This is a genomic window from Nocardia jinanensis (genome assembly GCF_014645735.1).
GTDB classification, from domain to species: Bacteria; Actinomycetota; Actinomycetes; order Mycobacteriales; family Mycobacteriaceae; genus Nocardia; species Nocardia jinanensis.
In genome coordinates this window covers 117,557-139,188 of the sequence record NZ_BMMH01000011.1, presented here as the reverse complement: position 1 = coordinate 139,188, position 21,632 = coordinate 117,557, and the positions used below count along the sequence as shown (strand labels likewise).

22 protein-coding genes and 2 pseudogenes are annotated in these 21,632 nt (G+C 67.4%); 13 read left to right on the top strand and 11 right to left on the bottom strand.

What is annotated here, in order from left to right; translation table 11 throughout:
• The first annotated feature begins 339 nt into the window (after positions 1-339).
• Entirely contained in the window at positions 340-1,779 is a 1,440-nt protein-coding gene (locus IEY68_RS23910) for a wax ester/triacylglycerol synthase family O-acyltransferase (protein ID WP_058855357.1), read from the top strand.
• A gap of 61 nt (positions 1,780-1,840) precedes the next feature.
• Here the strand turns inward: IEY68_RS23910 and IEY68_RS23905 are convergent, their stop codons facing one another.
• The 3 genes from IEY68_RS23905 to IEY68_RS23895 form a co-directional block, all read right to left on the bottom strand.
• Positions 1,841-2,866, bottom strand: a complete 1,026-nt coding sequence (locus IEY68_RS23905; protein WP_058855306.1) for an alpha/beta hydrolase — start codon at positions 2,864-2,866, stop codon at positions 1,841-1,843.
• Positions 2,867-3,771: 905 nt separating this feature from the next.
• Positions 3,772-4,155 (bottom strand): nuclear transport factor 2 family protein, encoded by a 384-nt coding sequence (locus IEY68_RS23900; protein ID WP_189094471.1) that lies wholly within the window; start codon positions 4,153-4,155, stop codon positions 3,772-3,774.
• Positions 4,156-4,326: 171 nt separating this feature from the next.
• Positions 4,327-5,448: a histone deacetylase-like amidohydrolase gene (locus IEY68_RS23895; protein ID WP_058855308.1), complete on the bottom strand. Its 1,122-nt coding sequence runs from the start codon at positions 5,446-5,448 to the stop codon at positions 4,327-4,329.
• A 318-nt stretch (positions 5,449-5,766) separates the two neighbouring features.
• On the opposite strand from IEY68_RS23895, the gene IEY68_RS23890 reads away from it, so the two are divergent.
• Positions 5,767-7,449 (top strand): bifunctional metallophosphatase/5'-nucleotidase, encoded by a 1,683-nt coding sequence (locus IEY68_RS23890; protein WP_058855358.1) that lies wholly within the window; start codon positions 5,767-5,769, stop codon positions 7,447-7,449.
• Between the two features lie 106 nt (positions 7,450-7,555).
• Here the strand turns inward: IEY68_RS23890 and IEY68_RS23885 are convergent, their stop codons facing one another.
• Genes IEY68_RS23885 through IEY68_RS23880 form a run of 3 tightly spaced genes read right to left on the bottom strand, consistent with a single transcriptional unit; the run spans position 7,556 to position 8,964 of the window.
• Positions 7,556-8,053 (bottom strand): VOC family protein, encoded by a 498-nt coding sequence (locus tag IEY68_RS23885; protein ID WP_058855309.1) that lies wholly within the window; start codon positions 8,051-8,053, stop codon positions 7,556-7,558.
• A 51-nt stretch (positions 8,054-8,104) separates the two neighbouring features.
• A complete protein-coding gene (locus IEY68_RS36400; protein WP_229718951.1) occupies positions 8,105-8,365 on the bottom strand; it encodes a Rossmann-fold NAD(P)-binding domain-containing protein in 261 nt (86 codons plus the stop codon).
• Positions 8,366-8,373: 8 nt separating this feature from the next.
• Positions 8,374-8,964 (bottom strand): NAD(P)H-binding protein, encoded by a 591-nt coding sequence (locus IEY68_RS23880; RefSeq protein ID WP_229718950.1) that lies wholly within the window; start codon positions 8,962-8,964, stop codon positions 8,374-8,376.
• 116 nt (positions 8,965-9,080) lie between these two features.
• Between IEY68_RS23880 and IEY68_RS23875 the strand changes: the two genes are divergently transcribed.
• The 3 genes from IEY68_RS23875 (at position 9,081) to IEY68_RS23865 (ending at position 10,854) form a co-directional block, all read left to right on the top strand.
• Positions 9,081-9,500: a winged helix-turn-helix transcriptional regulator gene (locus IEY68_RS23875; RefSeq protein WP_058855310.1), complete on the top strand. Its 420-nt coding sequence runs from the start codon at positions 9,081-9,083 to the stop codon at positions 9,498-9,500.
• Between the two features lie 23 nt (positions 9,501-9,523).
• Positions 9,524-10,102, top strand: a complete 579-nt coding sequence (locus tag IEY68_RS36850) for a UTRA domain-containing protein (RefSeq protein ID WP_267886578.1) — start codon at positions 9,524-9,526, stop codon at positions 10,100-10,102.
• Between the two features lie 101 nt (positions 10,103-10,203).
• Positions 10,204-10,854, top strand: a complete 651-nt coding sequence (locus IEY68_RS23865) for a hypothetical protein (RefSeq protein ID WP_058855311.1) — start codon at positions 10,204-10,206, stop codon at positions 10,852-10,854.
• Positions 10,855-10,869: 15 nt separating this feature from the next.
• Here IEY68_RS23865 and IEY68_RS23860 read toward each other — a convergent pair whose 3' ends face one another.
• Positions 10,870-11,526 carry a TetR/AcrR family transcriptional regulator gene (locus IEY68_RS23860; RefSeq protein WP_058855312.1) on the bottom strand — a complete coding sequence of 219 codons (657 nt, stop codon included), beginning with the start codon at positions 11,524-11,526 and terminating at the stop codon, positions 10,870-10,872.
• Positions 11,527-11,601: 75 nt separating this feature from the next.
• On the opposite strand from IEY68_RS23860, the gene IEY68_RS23855 reads away from it, so the two are divergent.
• Complete coding sequence (locus tag IEY68_RS23855; protein WP_058855313.1) at positions 11,602-12,504, top strand: alpha/beta hydrolase; 903 nt, start codon at positions 11,602-11,604, stop codon at positions 12,502-12,504.
• A gap of 169 nt (positions 12,505-12,673) precedes the next feature.
• Here the strand turns inward: IEY68_RS23855 and IEY68_RS23850 are convergent, their stop codons facing one another.
• Positions 12,674-13,000 carry a hypothetical protein gene (locus tag IEY68_RS23850; RefSeq protein ID WP_058855314.1) on the bottom strand — a complete coding sequence of 109 codons (327 nt, stop codon included), beginning with the start codon at positions 12,998-13,000 and terminating at the stop codon, positions 12,674-12,676.
• Positions 13,001-13,107: 107 nt separating this feature from the next.
• Positions 13,108-13,515, bottom strand: coding sequence for a hypothetical protein (locus IEY68_RS23845; RefSeq protein WP_156426223.1), 408 nt, complete (start codon positions 13,513-13,515; stop codon positions 13,108-13,110).
• Between the two features lie 274 nt (positions 13,516-13,789).
• On the opposite strand from IEY68_RS23845, the gene IEY68_RS23840 reads away from it, so the two are divergent.
• Both IEY68_RS23840 and IEY68_RS23835 read left to right on the top strand, forming a co-directional pair.
• Positions 13,790-14,683 carry an oxidoreductase gene (locus IEY68_RS23840; protein ID WP_199804948.1) on the top strand — a complete coding sequence of 298 codons (894 nt, stop codon included), beginning with the start codon at positions 13,790-13,792 and terminating at the stop codon, positions 14,681-14,683.
• Positions 14,684-14,814: 131 nt separating this feature from the next.
• Positions 14,815-15,225, top strand: coding sequence for a PPOX class F420-dependent oxidoreductase (locus IEY68_RS23835; protein ID WP_058855317.1), 411 nt, complete (start codon positions 14,815-14,817; stop codon positions 15,223-15,225).
• 78 nt (positions 15,226-15,303) lie between these two features.
• Here IEY68_RS23835 and IEY68_RS23830 read toward each other — a convergent pair whose 3' ends face one another.
• Positions 15,304-15,831, bottom strand: coding sequence for a DUF1990 domain-containing protein (locus tag IEY68_RS23830; protein ID WP_058855318.1), 528 nt, complete (start codon positions 15,829-15,831; stop codon positions 15,304-15,306).
• 197 nt (positions 15,832-16,028) lie between these two features.
• On the opposite strand from IEY68_RS23830, the gene corA reads away from it, so the two are divergent.
• From corA to IEY68_RS23805, 5 genes and pseudogenes are all read left to right on the top strand, one after another.
• A complete protein-coding gene (gene corA / locus IEY68_RS23825; RefSeq protein ID WP_229718949.1) occupies positions 16,029-17,096 on the top strand; it encodes a magnesium/cobalt transporter CorA in 1,068 nt (355 codons plus the stop codon).
• A gap of 87 nt (positions 17,097-17,183) precedes the next feature.
• Positions 17,184-17,513, top strand: coding sequence for an ArsR/SmtB family transcription factor (locus tag IEY68_RS23820; protein ID WP_058855320.1), 330 nt, complete (start codon positions 17,184-17,186; stop codon positions 17,511-17,513).
• Between the two features lie 83 nt (positions 17,514-17,596).
• Positions 17,597-18,217, top strand: a complete 621-nt coding sequence (locus IEY68_RS23815; protein WP_229718958.1) for a cation efflux transmembrane domain-containing protein — start codon at positions 17,597-17,599, stop codon at positions 18,215-18,217.
• A gap of 96 nt (positions 18,218-18,313) precedes the next feature.
• Positions 18,314-18,814 (top strand): annotated as a pseudogene (locus IEY68_RS23810) (aminotransferase class I/II-fold pyridoxal phosphate-dependent enzyme); the annotation flags it as partial.
• 411 nt (positions 18,815-19,225) lie between these two features.
• Positions 19,226-20,899 carry an ABC-F family ATP-binding cassette domain-containing protein gene (locus tag IEY68_RS23805; protein WP_411550496.1) on the top strand — a complete coding sequence of 558 codons (1,674 nt, stop codon included), beginning with the start codon at positions 19,226-19,228 and terminating at the stop codon, positions 20,897-20,899.
• 360 nt (positions 20,900-21,259) lie between these two features.
• On the opposite strand, the pseudogene IEY68_RS36955 reads toward IEY68_RS23805, so the two are convergent.
• Positions 21,260-21,608: pseudogene (locus tag IEY68_RS36955) on the bottom strand (ArsI/CadI family heavy metal resistance metalloenzyme); the annotation flags it as partial.
• Positions 21,609-21,632: the final 24 nt, after the last annotated feature.

The following is a 21,632-nucleotide window of genomic DNA, read 5'->3' as shown; positions in this document are numbered from 1 at the left end:
TTCAAGGTTGTTCGAACATCGCGGCCCCACCGCGTAACGACCGGCACCGGAGCGAGCACGGCTATCCGATGAGCGAAGAATGCACCCGCGGGGTGGGCGGTGAAATCGGGAGTACGGCGGTTTACCTGAATACATATCCCGGCAGACCGTCCGAGACAGCAGGAATTCCGAGGCACGCCGAACTGCACGTTATCGAAAATCCACGCGGTTCGGACATTTCCGCGGTGCTGCGCATGTGGATTCCTTTCGGTGCCGCCCGCCGTGAAGATAGGATCGGTCGAACAGCCCGTCTCGACCAGGCAATTCTTCGCGTTGGATATCGGCCCGGCAGGAAATACGATGATTTATCGGAAGAACAGCATTCTCGCCACGAACCGGGCGAAAAACATTGTCACCAGAGCACAATTGGCGCCGCGTGACGCGGTGTTCGTCTACGACGAAACCGAGCGGCATCCGTCCAATATCGTCGCGGTCTATGTTTTCGATGCCGCCGGGTCCGAGCCGGCGGATACCGCCGCGGTGTTGCGCTGGGCTCGTGCGCGGTTGGGCTTCGCACCCCTGTTCCAGCGGCGACTACAGCGAGTCCCGCTGGACCTGGACCTGCCGTACTGGGTCCCCGATCCGGCGCTCGAGATCGCCGAGCATGTGGTGCTCGGACCATCGGGAGCCGACTGGGATACCGTACGATCCCGGCTCGCGGAGCTGGTCACGGTCCCGCTGGACCTCACCCGGCCACCTTGGCAGATCCAGGTGTTCGACCGGGTGCACGCCGTTCCGGACATACCCGGGGATGCGACGGTGATCGCGCTGAAATTCCACCACAGCGCCGGCGACGGCGTCGCGACCCGGGAACTCGAACTGGATCTCTTCGGTGGCCAGGAAGCACCGGCCGCATCGACGGAAGGCCGCTGGTCGGCATCCGCGGCAGCGTTACGTGCCGCGATGCTGTTTCCCTACCGCACCGGCCGTTTCGTATGGGGGCTGTCGCGTACCCGGGCCGCGAACGCCGCAGCTCGTTCCCGGATCGAGGCCGGGCTGCTGCGCGAACCGCTACCCGCGCGACCCGCGACCCGCTTCAACCGAACGATCGGTTCCACCCCGGTGATCGAGCAGATATTCCTGCCGTTGTCCGAGGTGACGGCGCTGCGTGCGCGGTGCGCCGGACACGTCACGGTGAACGACGTGATGCTGACGGTGGTGTCGGGTGCGCTGGCCACCTACCTCGCCGAAAAGGACGAGACGCCCTCGGGCGCGCTCGCCGCCATGGTGCCGATGTCGGTGCGCGGTATCGCCCAGTGGAATTCGGCGAACCAACTCTGCCAGATGACTGTCGACCTGCACACCGACCAGCACGATCCGCGCGCGAGATTGTCGGCGATCCGGGAATCGGTACGCCGGGAGCGCGATCGACACAGCGATCCGGCGGTGCTCCGGCACGCCGAGCGGGTCGATACCGCGCCGGCCTGGCTGCTGCGATCGGCGGGTTGGGCGCGCGCGCATCGTTCGTTCACCGACCTGACCTCGGTTCCGCTGAGCAACACCACGATCAGCAATGTTCCACGGCTGGGGGCCGACCTGACATTCCGTGGCGCGCCGCTGCTGCGGGCGTTCGGTATCCTGCCGATATTCGATGGTGACGGATTACGGCACCTGATCAGCTCACAGGGCGAGGAGATCGTCCTTACTGTCACCGTGGATCCGGCGATGATGCCGGATCCCGATCACTACCGGGAGTTGCTCCGGGAATCGTTGCGCGCGTTGGTGACCGCGATCGGATGACACGCCGCGGGCCCGGCCGATACCGGCCGGGCCCAGGGATACCCGCAGCCGCGGTCCGGTTTCAGGGACGCAGCGCACCGGCCAGCAGCGGCCAGGACCGGTGCAGATCGTCTTGCCAGTACCCCCAGGAGTGCGTGCCGGACGGGCGGAGATCGTAGACGATATCGGTCCGGCCGAGTTCCTGGGTGCGGCGCTGAAGTGCCCGGGTGCAGTAGTCGGCGGCGGCCTCTATTCCCCCGCCGATCAGTAGCTGGTTCCACAACATTCGCTGGTCACCGTCGAGGCGCGGATCGCCGGCCGAGTCGTATCGTCCGGCCAGTCCGGTGCCGCTGGTGATGTACATCGGGATATCCGGCAGCCGGTCCGCCTGCAGATAGGGGTCGTGCTCGCGCCAACCGGGGCCGCCGCTCGGACCCCACATGTTCTCGGCGTCTCCGCCGCCCAGGCTCACCACCAGTGTCACGAATGCCTGCCCCAACAGGTCGCTGGTCATGGCGCATCCGCTGTAGGCGGCCGCCGCATGGTAGAGGTGAGGCGCGCGGATGGTGAGGTCGAGAACCGAGGTCGCGGCCATCGAGATACCCGCGATCGCGTTCCGGCCGGTGGCGCCGAAAGTGGCATCGAGGACGGGCGGTAGTTCTTCGGTCAGGAAGGTCGCCCACATGTTCCGGCCGTTGTTGTCCAGTTTCTCGGCCAGGCCGGGGTCTTCTCGCTGCCAGTCGGTGTAGTAACTGAAGGCCCCCTCCTGGGGGATCACGACATTGACGTGCTTATCGGCGAAGAAGTCCGAAATATCGGTCTGCGCCGACCAGGTGGCGGCGTCCTCGCCACCACCGGCGCCATTGAGCAGGTACAGCGTCGGTGCAGGGGTATCGGTATCGGCGGGCCGCAGGACCTGGAGGGCGATATCCCGCCGCATGGCCGGAGAATGCACCCTGACCTCGACCGTTCGCCCGCTACCGGGCTCGAGCGAGACGATATGCGCTGCGGGCGCGGCCGCGGCACGTGGCGCCGCACCGGGCGCGAGAACGAACAGCAACGCGACCAGATACACCGCGAACGGCGCGCTTCGAGAGGGGGAGATCATGGATTCCTAGGCCTGGCTATCGAGCGCGGGGCCCACCCCGTCGTCACCGGGTGGACCCCACATCTGACCGTCGATCTATTTGCCCGGGGCAGGGGTACCTCCGCTCAGGGTGACCAGCGCGTTGATGATAGTCGTGCCGACACCTCCAGCGCTGGCCGTGCCCAAGCCCAGAATTTCCATGAGAGATCCCATGTCCTACTCCTTATACTGCTGAATTATCGAATTTCCGTAAGGAATTTCGGTGAATGTGGGTTTTCCGGTCGCCGAATCAGGCAACGCTTCCCTGAATGGAACCGAGGAAGAGTTCCAGGAGGCCATCGCCGGCGACGGCCGAACCGAGTGCCGGGATCAGCGCGGTGATCAGATCGGTGAGCGAACCCATAATGAAACTCCTAGAGTGGGTTGAGTCGCCCTCACAGAGTCGGCTCACAGCCGGGAGGACGGTCACCGGCCATGATGTCCGACGGTGACCCAGGCAACATAGCAAGCGACCAGTTTTCCCGCAAGGAAATCCTCTTAATTCGATATGCCAACGCTGGCAATCTATTAGCAATCTCCTGATACCCGCTGCGCGGCGTCGGATTCCGGTGTCGGCCTCGAAGATTCGAACCACGGCGCGACCGGGTCCAGCCGACGAACCGACCGGGCAGCTGCCCGATCACGGACAGCTGGTGGCATAGAGCCAAAAAGGGGTCCCGGTGTCTGGGTCGGATCCCGCGACTCCCGACGCGATCCGAGCGCCGGGGGCGCCGCCGAGGAACTTCCAGGCGCGCGGTCGACCCTCCATGAGGAAGCCCGCCGTCTCTACTGCCTGGTCGGCCGGAAAGTAATCGGCGCTGATACATCGATGGCTCGGACCGATCGGTCCGAGCCATCGATGTATCAGCGCACCGCGTGCGGTGGGATCAGGCGAACACCGCCGTGAGATCGCCGTAGAGGCGCTGTTCGGTGCACTGGTTATCGGAATCGAAGCTCGCGTACACCGCACCGGGGATATCGAGTTCCTTACCGCTGTTCAGCCAGTAGTGGATGCGGATCTCGAAGGTGACCTCCGTCGTACCGTCCGTCGCCGGCTGCGGCTCGATCCAGTGGAAGATACTGTGCCTGATCTTCGTGCACTGGTCGAGTACGAACTGGATGGACGCGCTCGCCGCCTCCCGGCCGGTCACAGGTTCGGCATTGGCGAAGGTCAGCTTCACGTCCTGGGTCATCAATTGCACAGCGTCGGCCAGCCGGCCGGAGTCGATGTGTTCGTAGTAGTCCTCCACGACTTGCCGGACGGAAGTCATCAACCAACTCCTTACTGAGATCCCCAGGAAGGGAACAATTTTCGAGATACTGCGAGCACAATAGTGCAACATCGCCCACCGCGCCCGGCATCTCGTACAGCGTTGCTCCCTCGTAGCCGGCTCCACCGAGTCCGGCGATGCAGGGTGCCCCGCATTACCCGGCTGTCTCGATCAGCGCGCCTCGGCCGGTGCCCGGAGCGAGCCGGGAATCGCCGCCCGGATGGCCTCCGCCTCATGAGCCAGCAGCACATCACCGCCCTGCGACGAGACGATCGGGGTGTACGGATCGGGTTCGAAAGCGTCCCCCAGCATTTCGCGCAGCACCGCGAGTCCGCAGAACGGAACATAGTGCGGGCTGTACCCCCCCTCCTGCACGAAAGCGATACGGCCCTCGCAGAGTTCGGCCGCCACATCCAGCACCCGGCGGGTCAGCTGCGCGAACCCGGCGCTGGTGACCATCTGACGAGCCAGCGGATCCATCATGCTGGCATCGAAACCGGAGGCCACCAGGATCAGCTCGGGCCGGAACTCGCGCAACGCCGGAAGCACGACCTCGTCCATGGCGTGCACATAGGCGGCGTCACCGCTGGCGGGCGGAAGCGGGATATTGATCGAATAACCCTCCCCCGCTCCGGTACCCCGCTCCTCCAGATAGCCGGAGTTCGGCGGGAAACACAGGTGCTGGTGCAGGGAGATGGTCAGCACCGACGGGTCGCTGTACCAGATCTCCTGCGTACCGTTGCCGTGGTGGACATCCCAGTCCACCACGGCCACTCGCTCCACCCCGAGGACTTCCTTGGCGTACGCGGCGGCTATCGAAATATTGTTGAAAATGCAGAAACCCATACCGCTCGCGCGATAGGCATGATGGCCCGGCGGATTGACCAGCGCGTACCCGGTATCGACCGTCCGGGAGACGACCTGTTCGACCAGCTGGATCGCACCACCCGCGGACAGCGCCGCGATCTCGTATCCGCCGCGCCCGAACGGCGAACAACCGTCACCGGCGTCGCCGCCCTTCGGCTGGAGGCTCTCCTCCTCGATCCGGGCCAGATGTTCGGCGGTGTGGACCCGGAGGATGTCCTCCTCGGTCGCCGGAACCGCGCGGACCGGTTGCAGCCGGTCGAGCAGACCCGAAACGGCCACCAGCTCGTGGAACCGGCGCTTGGTATCGGGGTGGGCGAGATGGTGACCTATCGGCTGGAGTCCGGTGGTCGCATCGGAGGGGAACAGACTCTCCGAACCGGTGTCGGCCCATCCGTAGACCGTGTTCCAGACGTACCCGATTGTCATGGTCGAACTCCTTGGTGTCCGCTACCCGCGCAGACGGGCGCTGGACGGCAAACCCGCGCAATCGATCGACAGCGCCAGCTCATGGAGCCACAACCGGCCCGAGGCCGCAACCGGAACGCGGCGTCTCCCCGCACCGTGCGCCGTACAGGGGGCGACGGTCCAGTATCTCGGATTTACGGACCGCCGCCCCGTACATGGCGACGACGCGGGCCGGAGAAATTCATCGGTGTGGTGAAAGTTTCTGGAGAAGCACAGGTGGCAGCAGAATTCACCGTGGCGTCGCCCGGTGTCCGCCCGGGGGTGTCAGAGTCGGGCGGTATGAGTGTTCTGCGTCGGGCCGCGGCCGGTTGCGCTGCCGGGCTGAGTCTTGTCCTGCTGGCCGGGTGCACCGGGTCCGAGGATCCCGCTCCGGCGCCGCCCGGCGTGATTCCGCTGGTCTCCACCGGCGATCTGCCCGCGGCCGAACCCGGTGAGGTGCATCTGTTCGGGTTCAACGATCTGCACGGCCATCTCGAAGCGCCGGAGGCGAGCAACGGGCTGGTCGGCGAGTACCCGGCAGGTGGAGCGGCTTACCTGTCGGCTCATCTCGATCGGTTGCGCGCGGCGTATCCGGACAGCGCGGTGCTCTCGGCCGGGGACAATATCGGTGCGAGCCCGCTGGTGTCGTCGTTGTTCCACGACGAACCGACTGTCGCGTTCCTGAACAGGGTCGGGGTAGCGGCGTCGGCGGTGGGCAATCACGAACTCGACCACGGAGTATCGGAATTGACTCGGCTCGGTAAGGGCGGCTGTGCGATCGACGGTTGCTCGCCCGGCGCACCGTTCACGGGCGCGGAATTCGATTTCCTGGCCGCCAATCTCACGAACGCGGGCGGTGAACTGCCGCCGGAGGTTCGGGCCTGGACCATGCTGGAGGTCGGGGGACACAAGATCGGTGTGGTGGGGACGGTCACGCCCGATACCGTGAACCTCGTTTTCCCGGAGGGGATCCGCGGCTACTCGTTCGGTGATCAGGCCGAGGCGATCAACAAGTACGTCCCCGCCATGAAACAGGCGGGCGCGGAAACCGTGGTCGCGCTGGTGCACGACGGCGGCACCCAGGGGACGCCGGCGAAGACGACCGACTACAACGGCTGTGCCGATATCAGTCCCGGCGTTCCCGATCTCGCCGCCCGCACCGACCCCGCCGTCCAGGTGCTGTTCACCGCGCACAGCCACCAGCCCTACGTCTGCGAATATGACGGCAAGGTAGTGACCCAGGCAGCCTCCTACGGTCGCCTGATCACGGATGTGACCTTGCGCTTCCGCGATGGAAAGGTCAGCGCGGAGGCGGTGAACCGGGTGGTCACCCGTGACGTGGAACCGGACGCGACGGTCACCGCTGCGATCGACTTCTACGCCGCGCAGGCCGCACCGCGCGCCGAACGGGTGGTCGGCACCGCCACGGCACCGCTGGCGCGCGGCAGTGCCACGGGCGAATCCCCGCTGGGTGCGGTGATCGCCGATGCGATGCTCGACGTCACCGGCGAATCGGCGCGGGCGGTGGCGGCCTTCATGAACCCGGGCGGTGTCCGCGCCGATATCGACCCGGGCCCGATCACCTACGGTGCCATCTACGAGACCCAGCCTTTCGGCAACCAGGTCGTCACGCTGTCCCTCACCGGCCACCAGATCCTGGAACTGCTGGAACAGCAGTGGGACAACGAGAGCAAACCCGCGGTCCTCTCGGTCGCCGGCATCTCCTACGCCTACGACGATTCGGCGGCGCCGGGCGACAAGGTGGTCGAGGATTCGGTGCGGATCGGTGGGCAGCCGTTGAACGAGGTCGCGGTGTACCGGGTGAGTACCAACAACTTCCTGGCATCCGGCGGGGACGGCTTCACGGTGTTCGCCCGGGGGACCGATACGACGGTGGGCCCCACCGATCTCGACGCGCTGGAAACCTACCTCCGTGCGGAGGGGCCGGTGGCCGCTCCCGCACCACGGGTCCAGCGCCGCTGATCCGCTCGCGTCGGCGGAACAACGCCGGTGGCGCCTCGTCCAGTCGTGCGGCAGCGGGCCCGCCCGGCACCGGCCGCCGTCCTGAATCCGCCTGCGGGAGCGGGTGTCAGGTCGGCGAACCGGCCGCCGCTCCCGTTTCCAGATCCGCGCCCCAGCGCGTGAGGGCCGCGTCGAGGTCCAGTTGGCGGGGCCGCAGGTCTTCGGTCCCGGGCCAGTCTGTGCGGGGGACGCGCCACATCACTTCGAACTCGTTACCGTCCGGGTCTTTCGCGTAGAAGGATTTCGATACGAGATGGTCCGAGGCGCCGACCAGCGCGTCCCTCGACCGCAGCCGGCGTCCGGCCTCGGCCAATTCTCCGAGGGTGCCGACCTCCCAGGCAAGGTGGTAGAGGCCGGTACTGCCGGGTGGCGGGCTCGGGGCCTGGTCACCTAGCGGGAACAGTCCCAGATCGTGGTCGTTTTCGGTATCCGGCGCCCGCAGGAACGCGGCCCGGCCGGGGATCAGGTGGGCGATGTCGAACTGGAGGGTGGCGGTGTAGAAGTCGACGGCGCGGTCGAGATCCCGGATGTAGAGAACGGCGTGATTGAGGCGTCGGACGGCCAAGGCGTGATCCTTCTGTGTGATGCCGAAACGGACCGGTGACAGCGGGGTTGGTTATCCGAGCGCGGCGACGACAGCGTCGCGCAGCGGTGTAGCGGGCCGGCCCAGCAACCGGGTCAGATCGGAGGTGACGGTGGCGAGCGCACCCGCGGAGATCTGCACCTCGGAGTCCACGAGCAGGGCGACAAGGAAATCGGGCAGCCCCGCGCCGGTGAGGATCTCGGCGAACTGCGCCGCGGGGAGATCGGTGTAGGCGATCGGCTCACCGGATACCGCGGCCGCTTCGGCGGCGAGGTCGTCCAGGGTCCAGGCCACGTCGCCGGTCAGTTCGTAGACCTTGCCCGCCTGATCGTCACCGGAGGTGAGGACGGCAGCGGCGGCGTCGGCCAGATCGGCCCGGGTCGCCGATGCGATCCCGCCCTTTCCCGCGGCGCCGACGAGCGCCCGCGCCGAACCGACTCGGCGAGAGTGGCCGTGTAGTTCTCGGTGTACCAGCCGTTGCGCAACAGCACGGTGGGCAGCCCCGCGGCGGCGAGCCGAGCCTCGGTATCGCGATGGACACGGGCCAGACCCAGCGGGTTGGTATCGGCCCCGACGACCGATGTGTAGGCGACCAGCCCGACACCGGTCCGCGCCGCGGCCTCGACCACGGCGGCGTGCTGGACGATGCGGAGATCCTCGGGACCGTTCGCGGAGACGAACAGCAGTTTCTCCGCGTCGGCGAAGGCCGGGGCGAGTGTCTCGGGCCGGTCGTAGTCCGCCGCCCGGACCGTGATACCACGGTCGGCCAGATCGCCGGCGGAGTCCGTATCGCGGACGGCCACCGCGAGCCGCTCGGCAGGTACGCCCCGCCGGAGCAGGGCCTCTACCGCGAGACGGCCGAACTGTCCGGTGGCGCCGGTGACGACGAGCATGGGCGAACTCCTTCTCGGGCTGTTTCGGACACGCAGTGCGTCCGACGACCAAAGTACACGGCAAAAACCACAGTGCAAACTTTTAGTAAGTGCTCACCTGTGGTTACTATTGCGGTATGGACGTAGCGGACCCCTGCCCCACGGAAACCGCGACCGCGGAGTTGCCGTTCGATGTCTTCGCTCGCGCCTGCCCGTCGCGCCCAGTGCTCGAACACCTCACCGGACGCTGGGGAGCCCTCGTCCTGGTGGGCCTCGCCGCAGGTCCGGTGCGGTTCGGCGACCTGCGCCGCCGCATCGACGGAGTGAGCGAGAAGATGCTCGCCCAGACACTGCAGCAATTGGAGCGGGACGGCTTCGTCCACCGTGAGGTACGCCGCGCGATCCCGCCCCACGTCGAGTACAGCCTCACCGGCCTGGGCAGCGATACGGCCCCGCGGCTGCTCGAACTCATCACCTTCCTGGAGGACCGCATGCCCGAGGTCCTCCGAGCCCAGCAACGTCACGCCGAAACGCGTACCGACATCGCGGCACCCTAGGGCCATACCGACCCAGCACACGGATGGCGGGGCCACCTCAGCAGGTGACCGGAGTCTCCCGGACCCCGCGCCGCGCAGCCGCACACCGAATCGGTGCTGGTCCCGCACGGCCTGTTCACCGAGATCGCCGCGATGCTGACCCAGCTGCCCACCGAGTCGCGGACGCGGCGCGTGGCCTTGATGTCGCGGTACGTGATCGCGGCCCTCGCCACGTGGGAGCGGGAGGCCGCCCCCGCACAGTCCCTCGACATCCCGGGTCGCGAACTCGTCAGCACCGCCGTCGCGCTGCTGCGGGCGCCCTGGCCACCCGGCCTTCCTGCCTGCCCGCCCACCGCTATCCCGGGCTGCTCGAATCCTTCGACTACACACAATCCCTGTATGCCGAGATCGCCGATCGGGGAATAGTTTTCGCGCGGGCGGTCGACAGTATCGAGACCACCCTGCCCCACGCCCGTGAGGCCGCCCTGCTGACGGTCGATACCCGCACCCCGATGTTCCTGCTCAAACGGGTCTCCAACGATCCCGGGGGCGTCCCGATCGAACATCGCCGCTCGCTCTACCGCGGAGACCGGATGACCTTCACCGCCATCCAGACCCCCTGAGCGGGCGAGGGATCACGGATCGAGCGCCTCCGCACAGCTCCTCCCTTGTGGGTTCCGCGCGCCATCGACGCCTACCGATGAAGCATTGATAGCTTTCGCGCATGAAAATTCGAAGAGTCTGCGGCGGTTCGCTGCCACTCGTCGCCCTGATCGCCGGCCTTCTCGTCGCGACCCATTCCGCGACGGCGCCCGATATCGAGTTGGCCGGCGGTGAGCCGCCGCGGCGAAGCCCGGTGCCAGTGATCGCCAACGGGTTTCCCGGTGGGATGTTCGCCCTCCGCAACGAGGAGACCCGGTTGTGCCTGACCAGTGAACCCGGCCGGTACTACGAATACGACGGCACCTGGCAGCAGCGGGAATACACCCGGCACAGCGACCGGGCCAGCGTGATCACCGACCCCGGCCTCGCGATGCTCGCTTGCGACAGCTCGATCCGGCAGCGATGGTTGTTCGATTCCAGTGGCGCGAACACCTATTCCGGTGTGCGAAACAACCTCGTCAACGGCGTCGCGCAGGACACTCGCGGATACTTCGCCCTGTCCTACGGCAGCGTCCCCTCGCAGGGCGGAATCAACGCGCGCCTCGTGACCGCCGGGTCCGGTCTCGCGGTGAAGTGGCATATCGAGGACGGCTACCTCTTCGAGGAGGGCTACCCCAAATCGGTGCTCACCTACCTGCCCGGCGGCCGGGCCCTGAAGATGACCCCGCGCGGCGGCCCCTACCAGCGCTGGCGCATCCAAGCGACGCCGTGACCCGGCCCGTGGCGGTTACTGCGGGCCGCCACCGAACAATCCCCGGGCGCACAGTCCCGCCAGCACGATCCCCAGCCCGTCCCGGAATTCGGCTTCCGGATCGCCGCCGGCGGCGGCCGTGGCGATCTCGATCAGTTTCGGGAACCGGTCCGCCGGCAGTTCGGTGACGCGGGCGGCGACAGCGGCCCGGTCCTCACCGGCCCGGGCGGCGAACGGGCTGGTGAGTTCGGCCTGGGCGAAGCCGGTGACGAACCCGGAGACCGCCCGGAAGGCCACCAGCAGGTCGACACCCGATCGACCGGAACGGGCCAGCGCCTCCAGCAACGCCTCGGCCGGTACGAGGGTCGAGATATCGGAGCTGCGCCGAGTCAGGATCAGCGGGATGGCGTGCGGATGCGCGCGGACGGCCCGCCACATCCCCTCCGCGATGGCCAGGACCTGCGCCGGCCAGTCTCCGGCGGTTTCGATCCAGCGGGTTTCACCCATAACGGCTTCGGTCACCAACTCCTCGAGTCCTTCTCGGCCGTCCACATAGTTGTAGATCGTCATCGCGCCGGTACCGAGTTCGGCGGCGAGATTGCGCATGGTCAGGCCGGCGAGCCCCTGTTCGTCGACCAGTGCCAATGCGGCCACCTGTAGCTGTTCCCGACTGAATTTCCTGGGCGCCGGCATAACCCTCCTTGTTCAAGTACAACGTACGTGATTAACTGACCTCGTTCACGTACAACGTACCTAAATCGAGGTCTCATGACGATCCGCACGACTTTCCCCTCCGGCCGCGACCACTGCGCGGCCTGGCTGACGCTGCCCGAGGGCGCCGGGCCACACCCCACCGTCGTCCTCGTCCACGGCGGCGGCGCCACCCACGAGATGATGCTCGGGCAATACGAGAACTGGTTCGCGCGAGCGGGGCTGGCCGTGGTGGCCTTCGACTTCCGCCACCTCGGCGAATCCGGCGGCGAGCCGCGGCAACTGGTCGATCAGCGCCGCTACGCCGAGGATGTCGACGCGGCACTGGCCTTCGCTCGGTCACGTCCCGAACTGGATCCCGGCCGGATCGCGCTGTGGGGCACTTCCTTCGGTGCCAGCCACGTCCTGGCCGCCGCCGCCCGTCACCGCGACCTGCGCGCTGCCGTCGTCCAATGCCCGGTTTTCAGTGGACGTGCGATCGTCTCCCGGGCCGGGGTGGGGCATCTGCTCCGGTTCACCCCGCCGATCGCCTCCGATCTGGTCCGCGCCGCGCTGGGACTGCCCCGGCGCTATGTACCGCTGGTCGGAAAACCCGGCGACCGTGCCTTCGTGACACAACCGGGCGCGCTCGAGGGATGGCAGTCGGTGACGCCGCCGGGGTACCGCTTCGACAATCGGATCACGGCGGCCTCCGGACTCGGCATGTTGTTCTACAACGCGGCATCGGCCGCATCGCGGGTGCGCTGCCCGCTACTGGTCTGCGCCTGCGAACGGGAGAACCTGATCGATCCCGCCATCGCCGGACGGGTGGCCGCCACCGCGCCCCGAGCCGTACTGAAGCGCTACGACGCCGACCATTTCACTGTGTACCACCCGCCCGTGGTCGAGCAGATCGTCGCCGACCAGATCGCTTTCCTGACCGAACACCTGGTGCGGCCCGCGACCGCGCACAGTTCGTAACGGAGTCCGGTCTACTCGCTGTTCCCTGCGCTCCGGACCGGCGGCGGGCCGATCGAACAGTGAAATGGAACGACCACCCGGCCGGGTGTTCACGCTGCCGGCCTCACCCGAGCGACCGGCCGGAAGCCCTTCGGAATCGGGCACCCGGCCGGCCGCTGTCGTGCTCGGTTCAGAGACTCCCGGACATCCTCCCGTACACCACCAGCAGGAGCACATTGAGCACGGCGATACCGATCAGTGCCGCCCACTGCTGCCGCGGCCGGTCCCTGCGCAGCACCACGAACGACGCTGTGACGCCGAGAATCCCGGCCAGGCAGTATCCGGCCTTCCATCCGAAACCATCCGAGGTCAGGCCCAGCACGACAGTGATCGAGGACAGGACCAGAGCCGCGACCACGAGTTCGTTGCGCAGCGATCCCCCGTCGAGTAGCGCGCCGATCCGTTCGATCGCGGCGCCCGCGCCACCCGAACGCCGTGCGCGACGTAAATCCCCCATACACACACCCCTTCCGCCGGCTGCCGCGATTCACGCGACAGGTCTGTGTCTGCCTTTCGATCCGGAATCCGAGATATCACCGCCGGATACGGCGGTTACGCCGCCGGTCACAGGACCGGGCAGGCGGAGCCGAGGTTCAGGCCGGAGCCGACCTCCACCTGAAGAGACTGTTCGCTACCGATATTCACGGCGTGCAGGTCGTGCGTCCCGGAAGTCTGCGGGGTCCATTCCGCGGTCACCGTGCCGGAAGCACCGACGAGGATCGCGCCGGGCGGATCGAACGAACCTTTCTGGCTGTCGTAGAAACTGACGTACTCACCCGGCTCCGCGGTGGCGGTCGCGGTGTAGGTGCAATGCGTGCCGTAGGGCGCCGGGGAGCTACCCGTACCGCTTCCCGGCGCCACTTCGAATTCGGTGATCGCGGCGGGTGCGGCGGGTGCGGTGACCACGAGCGCCACAGCCAGCGCACCCATCGACAACGCCGTGGTGGAAACGGTCCTGCGTGAACGATGCATCAACGACCCTTTCGGAGTGACAGCGGATCGAACGGAACTGCCGGTACCACCTGGCCGAGCGCTCGACCAGGATCGAGCGGAATGCCGGATCCGGGGTTCGCGCCGCGCGTGGCCGACCCCGGAAGACCACCTTCACGCTACGCGTCCGGACCCGCGGTGTTCGGCGCTTCCGGTCATTTATTCGCCGCCGGGGTGGCGCGTCTCAGCGGCGTAACCGCAGGCACCGCATTATTTCCGGCGTGTCCGCGCCCGGCGCGAGCCCCCACGCTACCGTCTGGGCATGAGTACTTCGCACTGGACCGCGGCCGATCTGCCCGCCTTCGACAGCCGCACCGTGGTGGTCACCGGCGCCAACAGCGGCGTCGGATTCGGCACCGCCACACTGCTGGCCCGGGCCGGCGCGCATGTGGTGCTCGCGGTCCGCGATATCGACCGCGGAAACGAAGCGGCCCGCCGGATCGGCGGCAGTAACGAAGTCCGGCGCCTCGATCTCGCCGACCAGGAATCGATCCGCGAATTCGCCGAGGCGTGGGCGGGCGAGATCTCGATCCTGGTGAACAACGCCGGGGTCGCGATGGTGCCGCAGGGCCGCACGAAGGACGGCTTCGAAACGCAGTTCGGCACCAATCATCTCGGCCATTTCGCGCTCACCAATCGGCTGCTGCCCTATATCACCGATCGCGTCGTGAACCTGGCCTCCGGCGCCCACCGGGCGGGGACCATCGATTTCGACGATCTCGACTTCGCGAAGAGCGGCTACGGCGCGGTGAAGGCCTACGGCCGATCGAAACTCGCGAACCTGTTGTTCACCCTCGAACTCGAACGGCGGCTCCGCCGAGCCGGGTCGGCGGTGCGGTCGACGGCCGCCCATCCCGGTTACGCGGCCACCGAACTCGGCACCGCGAACCGCAACAAATTCCTGGTCGGCATCGTGCACCTGGCCGGGCGCTACCTCGCGCAGACCCCGGAAAAGGCCGCGCTGACCACGCTGTTCGCGGCGACGCAAGATCTACCGGGTGCTAGTTACGTCGGGCCCGACGGTCGCGGGGAGATGCACGGCTATCCGACACTCGTGGGCCGATCGGCCCAGGCCAGCGATGTGGCCGCGGCACAGCGGCTCTGGGAGGTCTCCGAGGAACTCACCGGCGTCCGGTTCGGTCTCTCCTGATCCGCCCCGAGTTTCCCGGGTGCGTCGCGGCCGGGCCCGGACGCGTTCCCGCGAAATAATCGCGTCGTCGACGATCGCCGTGCGGGACCGATCAGCACGGGATCTCCGGATCTGTCACAAGGAGGCTCTCGATGTCGTTCACCGAGGAAGAGGTCACCTATCTGCGCTCCCAGCCGCTCGCGCGAGTGGCGACCGTGGGAGCGGACGGACAGCCCGACGTGGCACCGGTGGGCTACGAGTTCGACGGTACCTACATCTACATCGGTGGCCACGATCCGGCGCGGACCAGGAAGTACCGCAATGTCGAACGCGGCAGTACAAAGGTCGCCGTCGTGATCGACGATCTCGTGTCCACGGACCCGTGGACACCGCGATATCTGCGCGTCTACGGGACTGCCGAACTGGTCCAGCGGGTCGGCCGGTTCGGGCCCGCCCCGTATATGCGGATCACGCCCACCGTGTCCTGGAGTTTCAATCTGGCCGGACACGCCTTCGCCCCCGGCGAGGTACAGGTGCGGCGCACCGTCCATACCTCCGCTTGATCGAGATCCCGGCTCACCGCGCGCCGGCGGCTACGCGACCTCCGAACAGCGGTACGGCCGGATACTCGGTACCGGGTCTCATCGCTCCTGTGGGGTCCGGCGCAGCACCATCAGGTAGGCCGCCGCGGCCACCCGCTGCGCCAGGACGGCCAGCGGCCCGCCGAGGCGGGTGTACCAGCTCGCGGGGCGGGAGAACGCGGTGACCACGCCGTACACGGTGCCGGTGTCCCGGTCGTATTCGACGGCGAACAGTTCTTCCCCGCTCTCCGGATGCCCCGGCAGGGTGCCGTAGGCGAAACCGATGCGGTCCGGCTCGCGCAGGACGTACACGACCCGGCACGGCGCGCGCAGGCCGAACCGGCCGACGCCGAGCCGGACCGTCACGTCGGCACCCGGCTCGGCCACCGGGGTCTGCGCTTCCCGGAGAATGCGCAGGCCACGCTGTATCCGGTAGCCGAGCACCGCCTCGCCCAGCCGGTGGAATTCGTCGGCGCCCCGGCCGATCTCGCGGCGCAACCGAAGGTGCTGGTAGCCGGCGGGCAGCTCGCCACGGGTAGCGGCGACCTCGGAGTAGGTGAAGGAGGGCCGCTCGGACGAATCGTTCATACCTCGATTCTCGCCGCCGCGGATACATCGGGCGAGGTTCGGGTGTCGAACGCGCGGATCAGCGGTTCGGCTGGGCCGAAGAGAGTGGGTGGACGGCTCCCCCGGCCCCAGCGCCGCCGACGACCCTCGCGGCGCGAATGAGGACAGAACCCGGCTCCGTCCGGATCACCGGACCGCAGAGCTTCTAGGCTCGCAGGGTGTTGAGTGGATCGGATCGCGACGTCGGTGGGTCGAGGGTGTCGTTGAAGCGGATACCGGTGCCGGTGGCCCGGGCAGTGGTGGACTGCGGCATCTACTGCGACGGCGAACGGCTTCCCGGCCGGTTCGGTCTCGCCGAGGCCCTCGCGCGGGTCCGTGGGGAGGAGGGTGCGGGCGGGTTCGTGTGGCTGGGTCTGCACGAACCCGATATCCACCAGATGGGAGAGGTCGCCGAGGTATTCGGACTGCACCGGCTGGCCGTGGAGGACGCGGTGGCCGGGAATCAGCGCCCGAAGCTGGAACGCTACGACGACACCCTGATGTTCGTGCTGCGGACCGTGGCCTACGTCGAGCACGATATGCACAGTGTCAGCGAGATCGTGCTGACCGGACAGATATTGATCTTCCTCGGCGCCGATTTCGTGGTCGCGGTCCGCCACGGCGAGCACTCCGGTCTGCGCGCGGTCCGCGCGGAACTGGAAGCCGACACCGAACGCCTGCGACTGGGACCCGGTGCGGTGCTGCATGCCGTCGCCGACCATGTCGTCGACACCTACCTCGACGTCGTGCAGGAGATCGAGACCGATGTCGAGGAGATGGAACAGGAGGTGTTCACCCCCAATTCCCGGCTGACCATCGAATCGATCTATCAGCTCAAACGCGAAATCGTGGAGCTGCGCCGCTCGGTGATACCGCTGGGTCTGCCACTACAGCTGCTCACCCGGCCGGAATCCGGCCTCAGCAAAGAGGTCCGCCGCTACCTGCGCGACGTCACCGACCATCACACCAGCGCCGCCGAACGCGTCCACGACTTCGACGACGCGCTGTCCGCGCTGATCAGCGCAACCCTCGCCCGTATCGCGGTGCGGCAGAACACCGATATGCGCAAGATCTCCGCGCTGGTCGCGCTCGCCGCCGTTCCCACCATGATCGCCGGAATCTACGGCATGAACTTCGAGCACATGCCCGAACTGAAGCAGGTGTGGGGCTACCCCACCGTACTGGCGGTGATGGTACTGACCTGCACCGGATTGGTCGTGTTGTTCCGCCGCAACGGCTGGCTGTAGAACACCGTCGGCGGTAGCCGGCGGAGTCGGCAGAGACTTGAAGGTTCATTATTTTCTGAATACAGATTACGATGTATCGTCTGGCGTATGGAGACCGCGGTTCACACCGACGCACTCGCCCGATTCGGCCACGCCCTGTCCGATCCGACACGTACCCGGATCCTGTTGAGCTTGCGGCAGGCACCGGGATATCCCTCGGAACTGGCCGAGCAGATCGGGGTGACCCGCCAGATCCTGTCCAATCACCTCGCCTGCCTGCGCGGTTGTGGGCTGGTGGTCGCGGTGCCCGAGGGCCGGCGCAGCCGTTACGAACTCGCCGATGCCCGGATCGCCGCGGCACTGGGTGATCTGCTGGGTCTGGTGCTGGCGGTGGATCCGGCATGCTGCCCGGATTCCACCGCCGAAGGCTGCTGCTGATGACCTCGCTCGGCCTGCCCTCGCTTCCGTCCACGATGACCGTCGGACCGGATCCGGATCGGAAAGCACTGCTGGCGCGTTGAATCCGCTGGTTCGTTGCCGCGACGATCACCTACAACGTGTTCGAGGCGTTCGTCGCGCTCACCGAAGGTGCCCGCGTCTCCTCGACCGCGCTGATCGGGTTCGGCCTGGACTCGGTGATCGAAGTGGCGTCGGCAGCGGCGGTCGCCTGGCAGTTCGCCGGCCGCGATCCCGAAGCGCGGGAGGAGATCGCGCTGCGGATCATCGCGTTCTCCTTCTTCGCCCTTGCGCTGTATGTCACCGTCGACTCGGCCCGCGCGCTGTTCGGGCTCGGCGAAGCGCAGCACTCGGCGATAGGGATCGGGCTGGCGGCGGCGAGCCTGGTGATCATGCCGGCGCTCTCGGCCGCACAACGCCGCGCCGGACGCGAACTCGGATCCGCTTCCGCGGTGGCCGATTCGAAGCAGACACTGTTGTGCACCTACCTTTCGGCGGTGCTGCTGGGCGGGCTGCTGCTCAACAGCCTGTTCGGCTGGACGTGGGCCGACCCGATCGCCGGGCTCGTCATCGCCGGGGTCGCGGCGAAGGAAGGTGTCGACGCGTGGAAGGGCGACATGTGCTGCCCCGCTCCGACCGCCGAAGCCTGCGACTGTTGCGACCGTCCAACTGGAAAGGACCACTGATCCCCCGGCACGCGGCGCCACGTACAGATATGGAGCCGGCGCGGCTCAGTGCGCGCCATAAAGACTCAGGCCCGCCATAAGTCTTGCCAAATCCGGATCGACCGGTTCCCGACGAAACTGGTGGTGACCAGGACCTTGAGCAAGGCATTCGGCTTCGCGGGCGGGCGGGTGGGTTACCTCGTCGCGGCACCGGTCGTCATCGACGCCGTGCGGCTGGTGCGGTTGCCCTACCACCTGTCGACAATCGCCCAAGCGGCCGCGCGGGCCGCGCTGGCGCATTCCGAGGAGATCCTCGGCAATATCGCGGCGATAGTGCGTGAGCGCGAACGCGTCCGGACAAGCCTGCGCGAAATGGGTTTCGAGGTTATCGGCAGTTCGGGAAACTTCTTGCTGTTCGGCAGATTCATCGACGCGCCCCGGGCTTGGGCGCGATACCTCGACGGCAAGGTGCTGATCCGCGATGTGGGAACACCGCATCATCTGCGGGTCACCATCGGCACGAACGTGGAGAACGAACGATTCCTCGAAGTGTCCGCGCAGATGCGGGACGTGCGATATCCACTGATCGAACCCGGCAGCGCGACCATCGGTAGGTGATGCCCGGCCTGGACGGTATCCAGGCCGTCTCGGCCTCACCACCGGAGGGCATCACCTCGGCGAAGCCGGTGGGGCCCTTCCGCACCGACTGCGAAGCGAACCGTTCCGGACGAACCGAGAAGTCGTGTCATCGTGGAACGATTCCTTGACGCGCGGCGCTACTGCCTGTGCGGTCGACGCCACACAGAATTCGGTGGCAGTGCCTCCCGTCCGTCGGCTACCGTGGCGAACATGTCCGTAGGCACTGTGTCGATGAAGCCCTGGTCGCGCCGCTGAGGCGGCGACCGGAATCCCGACGATCCTTCCCAGCCGCCATCCGAGCATTCGTGCCGGGCGGTATCACGTGCTGTCCCGGCTCCATCCTCGAGCCGCGGAGAACCAGTGTCCATTTCCCATACGGGCCGATCCGGCCTGTTCATATCCGAACCTTCACACCGAAACTTTTCGTCCGACTCGCTGCCCGCCGGTGTGCACGCGCATATCCGGGCGAGCTCGCTGCACCTGACCCTCGGGTCCCGACCGGTTCTGACGGATATCTCCGTCACGGTATCCCACCGCTCGCGCCTGGCCGTGGTCGGCGAGAACGGGCGCGGTAAGACCACTCTGCTGCACGTACTGGCCGGGCTGCTGCGCCCCGACAGCGGTACCGTCGGGCGGGTCGGCACGATCGGTATCGCTCAGCAGGCCATACCTTTCCGAGCGGGCGAGACCGTCGGTGAACTGGTCGCCGAGACCATCGAACCGGCCCAGCGGGCCTTGCGGGAGCTCGATACCGCTACCGTCGCGCTCGCGGACGGAGCGACGGGAGCCGACGACGCCTATACGACGGCATTGGACGCCGCCACACGGCTCGATGCCTGGGACGCCGAACGCCGGGTCGATATCGCGCTGGAGGCGCTGGGTGCGTGTACCGACCGCGGACGCCCGCTGGCGACGCTGTCCGTCGGACAGCGGTATCGGGTTCGCCTGGCGTGTCTACTCGGCGCCGCCCAGGACATACTGCTGCTGGACGAGCCGACCAATCACCTCGATCGCAAGGGGTTGGACTTTCTCACCGAACGCCTGCGCGCACACTCCGGTGGGCTCGCCGTCGTCAGCCACGACCGCGCGCTGCTGCGCGATATCGCAGACGAGTTCCTCGATTTGGACCCGAGCCAGGACGGTCGCCCGCAACTGTTCGCCGGGGGCTACACCGGGTGGCAGGAGGGGCGGCTGCGGGCACGCGCCCGGTGGGAGAGCGAGTACGAGGACCAGCTGGCCGAAAAGGCGCGCCTGAAAGAAGCTGTGGCGGTGGCCCGGGACCAGCTCAGCACCGGCTGGCGGCCCGAGAAGGGCACCGGTAAGCACCAGCGGCAGTCCCGGGCCCCGGGTCTGGTTCGAGCGCTGAACCGCCGCCGCTCCGAACTCGCGGCCCATACCGTGACTGTGCCCGAACCACCCTTGCGATTGCGCTTCCCGGACCTCACGGCCCGCCCTGGTACACCGCTTCTGCACTGCGACGAGGTCACCGTCGCGGGCCGGTTGCACTCCCCTGTCTCTCTCGCCCTGGAAGGGGGCGGCCGGTTACTGCTCACCGGCCCGAACGGTGCGGGCAAGTCCACGCTGCTGGCGGTACTCACCGGTGAACTCGAACCGTCCACCGGCACCGTGGGCCGGCGCACTGCCGCCCGGGTCGCCCTCGTCGGCCAGGAAGTACCGGCGTGGGACCCTGAACCCACCGCCCAGGAGCTCTACGACCGTCATCTCGGCGGCCTCGAACCGCACCACCTATTCGAACCGGTACCGCTCGCGGCGACCGGCCTGCTGGAGCGACGCTCGCGGCACACCCCGGTGGGGAAACTGTCGCAGGGGCAGCAGCGCAGACTGCATCTCGCGCTGCGGCTCGCCGCCCGGCCGCAGGTGCTCATCCTCGACGAACCCACCAACCATCTCTCGGTCTCGCTGGTCGACGAACTCACCGCCGCGCTGGCGGCGACGCCGGCCGCCGTCATCGTGGCCACGCACGATCGGCAGCTGTTCACCGACCTCGCCGATTGGCCCCACCTCGCTCTGTCGCCGGGCGGGGACGAGGGAGTGCGCGTATGAGGGCCATCAACTGCTCCGACCGCGCAGCCCGTTCCGGCCTGCCTGCGCAGGACCACTCGTATCGTGGCGGGGCCGGTTCCGCCGGGCGATTATGTGCTCGGCATCTTCGAGGTGAGTGCGCGGCGTCCGGTAATCGAGGGCTATCGCGTCCGGTGTGCGGTGCGGGATGCCGTCGGGAGGCCTCTGGGCAGCGATTCATGAGGTTGACGGCCACCGCTGAGCCGCTATTGCGTCGGCGCGATGTCGAGTTCGGTAAGGAGTCCGCGGACGCGGTGCTCGATATCGTCGCGGATCCGGCGCACAATCGTGAGATTGCCGCCGGCGGAATCGTCGAGTTTCCAGGGCCCCGGGGAAGCACGGGCAGCATACGGTCTCGGAATCCCCGCAGCCATCGGTGCCGCAGCATGCCTGCACCGCCTCCCCATCGTTCATCGCGGCGAACTCCGGAGTTGTGCCGAAGGACTCGGAATGGGCGAGCACGGCGTAGACCTCCCACCGCTCGGAGCTCGGCCCGGTCACCCACACCTTGTCCTGCGTGGCGAAACAACACGTCGTCGCCATCTGCTCCTCGGTGAACAACCCACCCGGCAGCGGACAACCGCGCGATCTCCGCGTGCACCTGCTCAGACGAATCGACCTCCACCCTGAGGTGATCGAGATTGCCGCCGTACCCGGGGTTCTCGATGATCACCAGCTTCAAATCGCGTTCTCGGGGGCCGGTCACCGAGGGAAG

Bases quoted from the DNA above. Each gene is read 5' to 3' on its own strand.
- IEY68_RS23860 (WP_058855312.1), bottom strand. From the start codon at position 11,526: ATGCCGGCGCCCAGGAAATTCAGTCGGGAACAGCTACAGGTGGCCGCA.
- IEY68_RS23855 (WP_058855313.1), top strand. From the start codon at position 11,602: ATGACGATCCGCACGACTTTCCCCTCCGGCCGCGACCACTGCGCGGCC.
- IEY68_RS23845 (WP_156426223.1), bottom strand. From the start codon at position 13,515: ATGCATCGTTCACGCAGGACCGTTTCCACCACGGCGTTGTCGATGGGT.
- IEY68_RS23830 (WP_058855318.1), bottom strand. From the start codon at position 15,831: ATGAACGATTCGTCCGAGCGGCCCTCCTTCACCTACTCCGAGGTCGCC.
- IEY68_RS23895 (WP_058855308.1), bottom strand. From the start codon at position 5,448: ATGACAATCGGGTACGTCTGGAACACGGTCTACGGATGGGCCGACACC.
- IEY68_RS23820 (WP_058855320.1), top strand. From the start codon at position 17,184: ATGGAGACCGCGGTTCACACCGACGCACTCGCCCGATTCGGCCACGCC.
- IEY68_RS23890 (WP_058855358.1), top strand. From the start codon at position 5,767: ATGAGTGTTCTGCGTCGGGCCGCGGCCGGTTGCGCTGCCGGGCTGAGT.
- IEY68_RS23880 (WP_229718950.1), bottom strand. From the start codon at position 8,964: ATGCTCGTCGTCACCGGCGCCACCGGACAGTTCGGCCGTCTCGCGGTA.
- IEY68_RS23875 (WP_058855310.1), top strand. From the start codon at position 9,081: ATGGACGTAGCGGACCCCTGCCCCACGGAAACCGCGACCGCGGAGTTG.
- IEY68_RS23905 (WP_058855306.1), bottom strand. From the start codon at position 2,866: ATGATCTCCCCCTCTCGAAGCGCGCCGTTCGCGGTGTATCTGGTCGCG.
- IEY68_RS23865 (WP_058855311.1), top strand. From the start codon at position 10,204: ATGAAAATTCGAAGAGTCTGCGGCGGTTCGCTGCCACTCGTCGCCCTG.
- IEY68_RS23900 (WP_189094471.1), bottom strand. From the start codon at position 4,155: ATGACTTCCGTCCGGCAAGTCGTGGAGGACTACTACGAACACATCGAC.
- IEY68_RS36850 (WP_267886578.1), top strand. From the start codon at position 9,524: ATGGCGGGGCCACCTCAGCAGGTGACCGGAGTCTCCCGGACCCCGCGC.
- IEY68_RS23850 (WP_058855314.1), bottom strand. From the start codon at position 13,000: ATGGGGGATTTACGTCGCGCACGGCGTTCGGGTGGCGCGGGCGCCGCG.
- IEY68_RS23910 (WP_058855357.1), top strand. From the start codon at position 340: ATGATTTATCGGAAGAACAGCATTCTCGCCACGAACCGGGCGAAAAAC.
- IEY68_RS23835 (WP_058855317.1), top strand. From the start codon at position 14,815: ATGTCGTTCACCGAGGAAGAGGTCACCTATCTGCGCTCCCAGCCGCTC.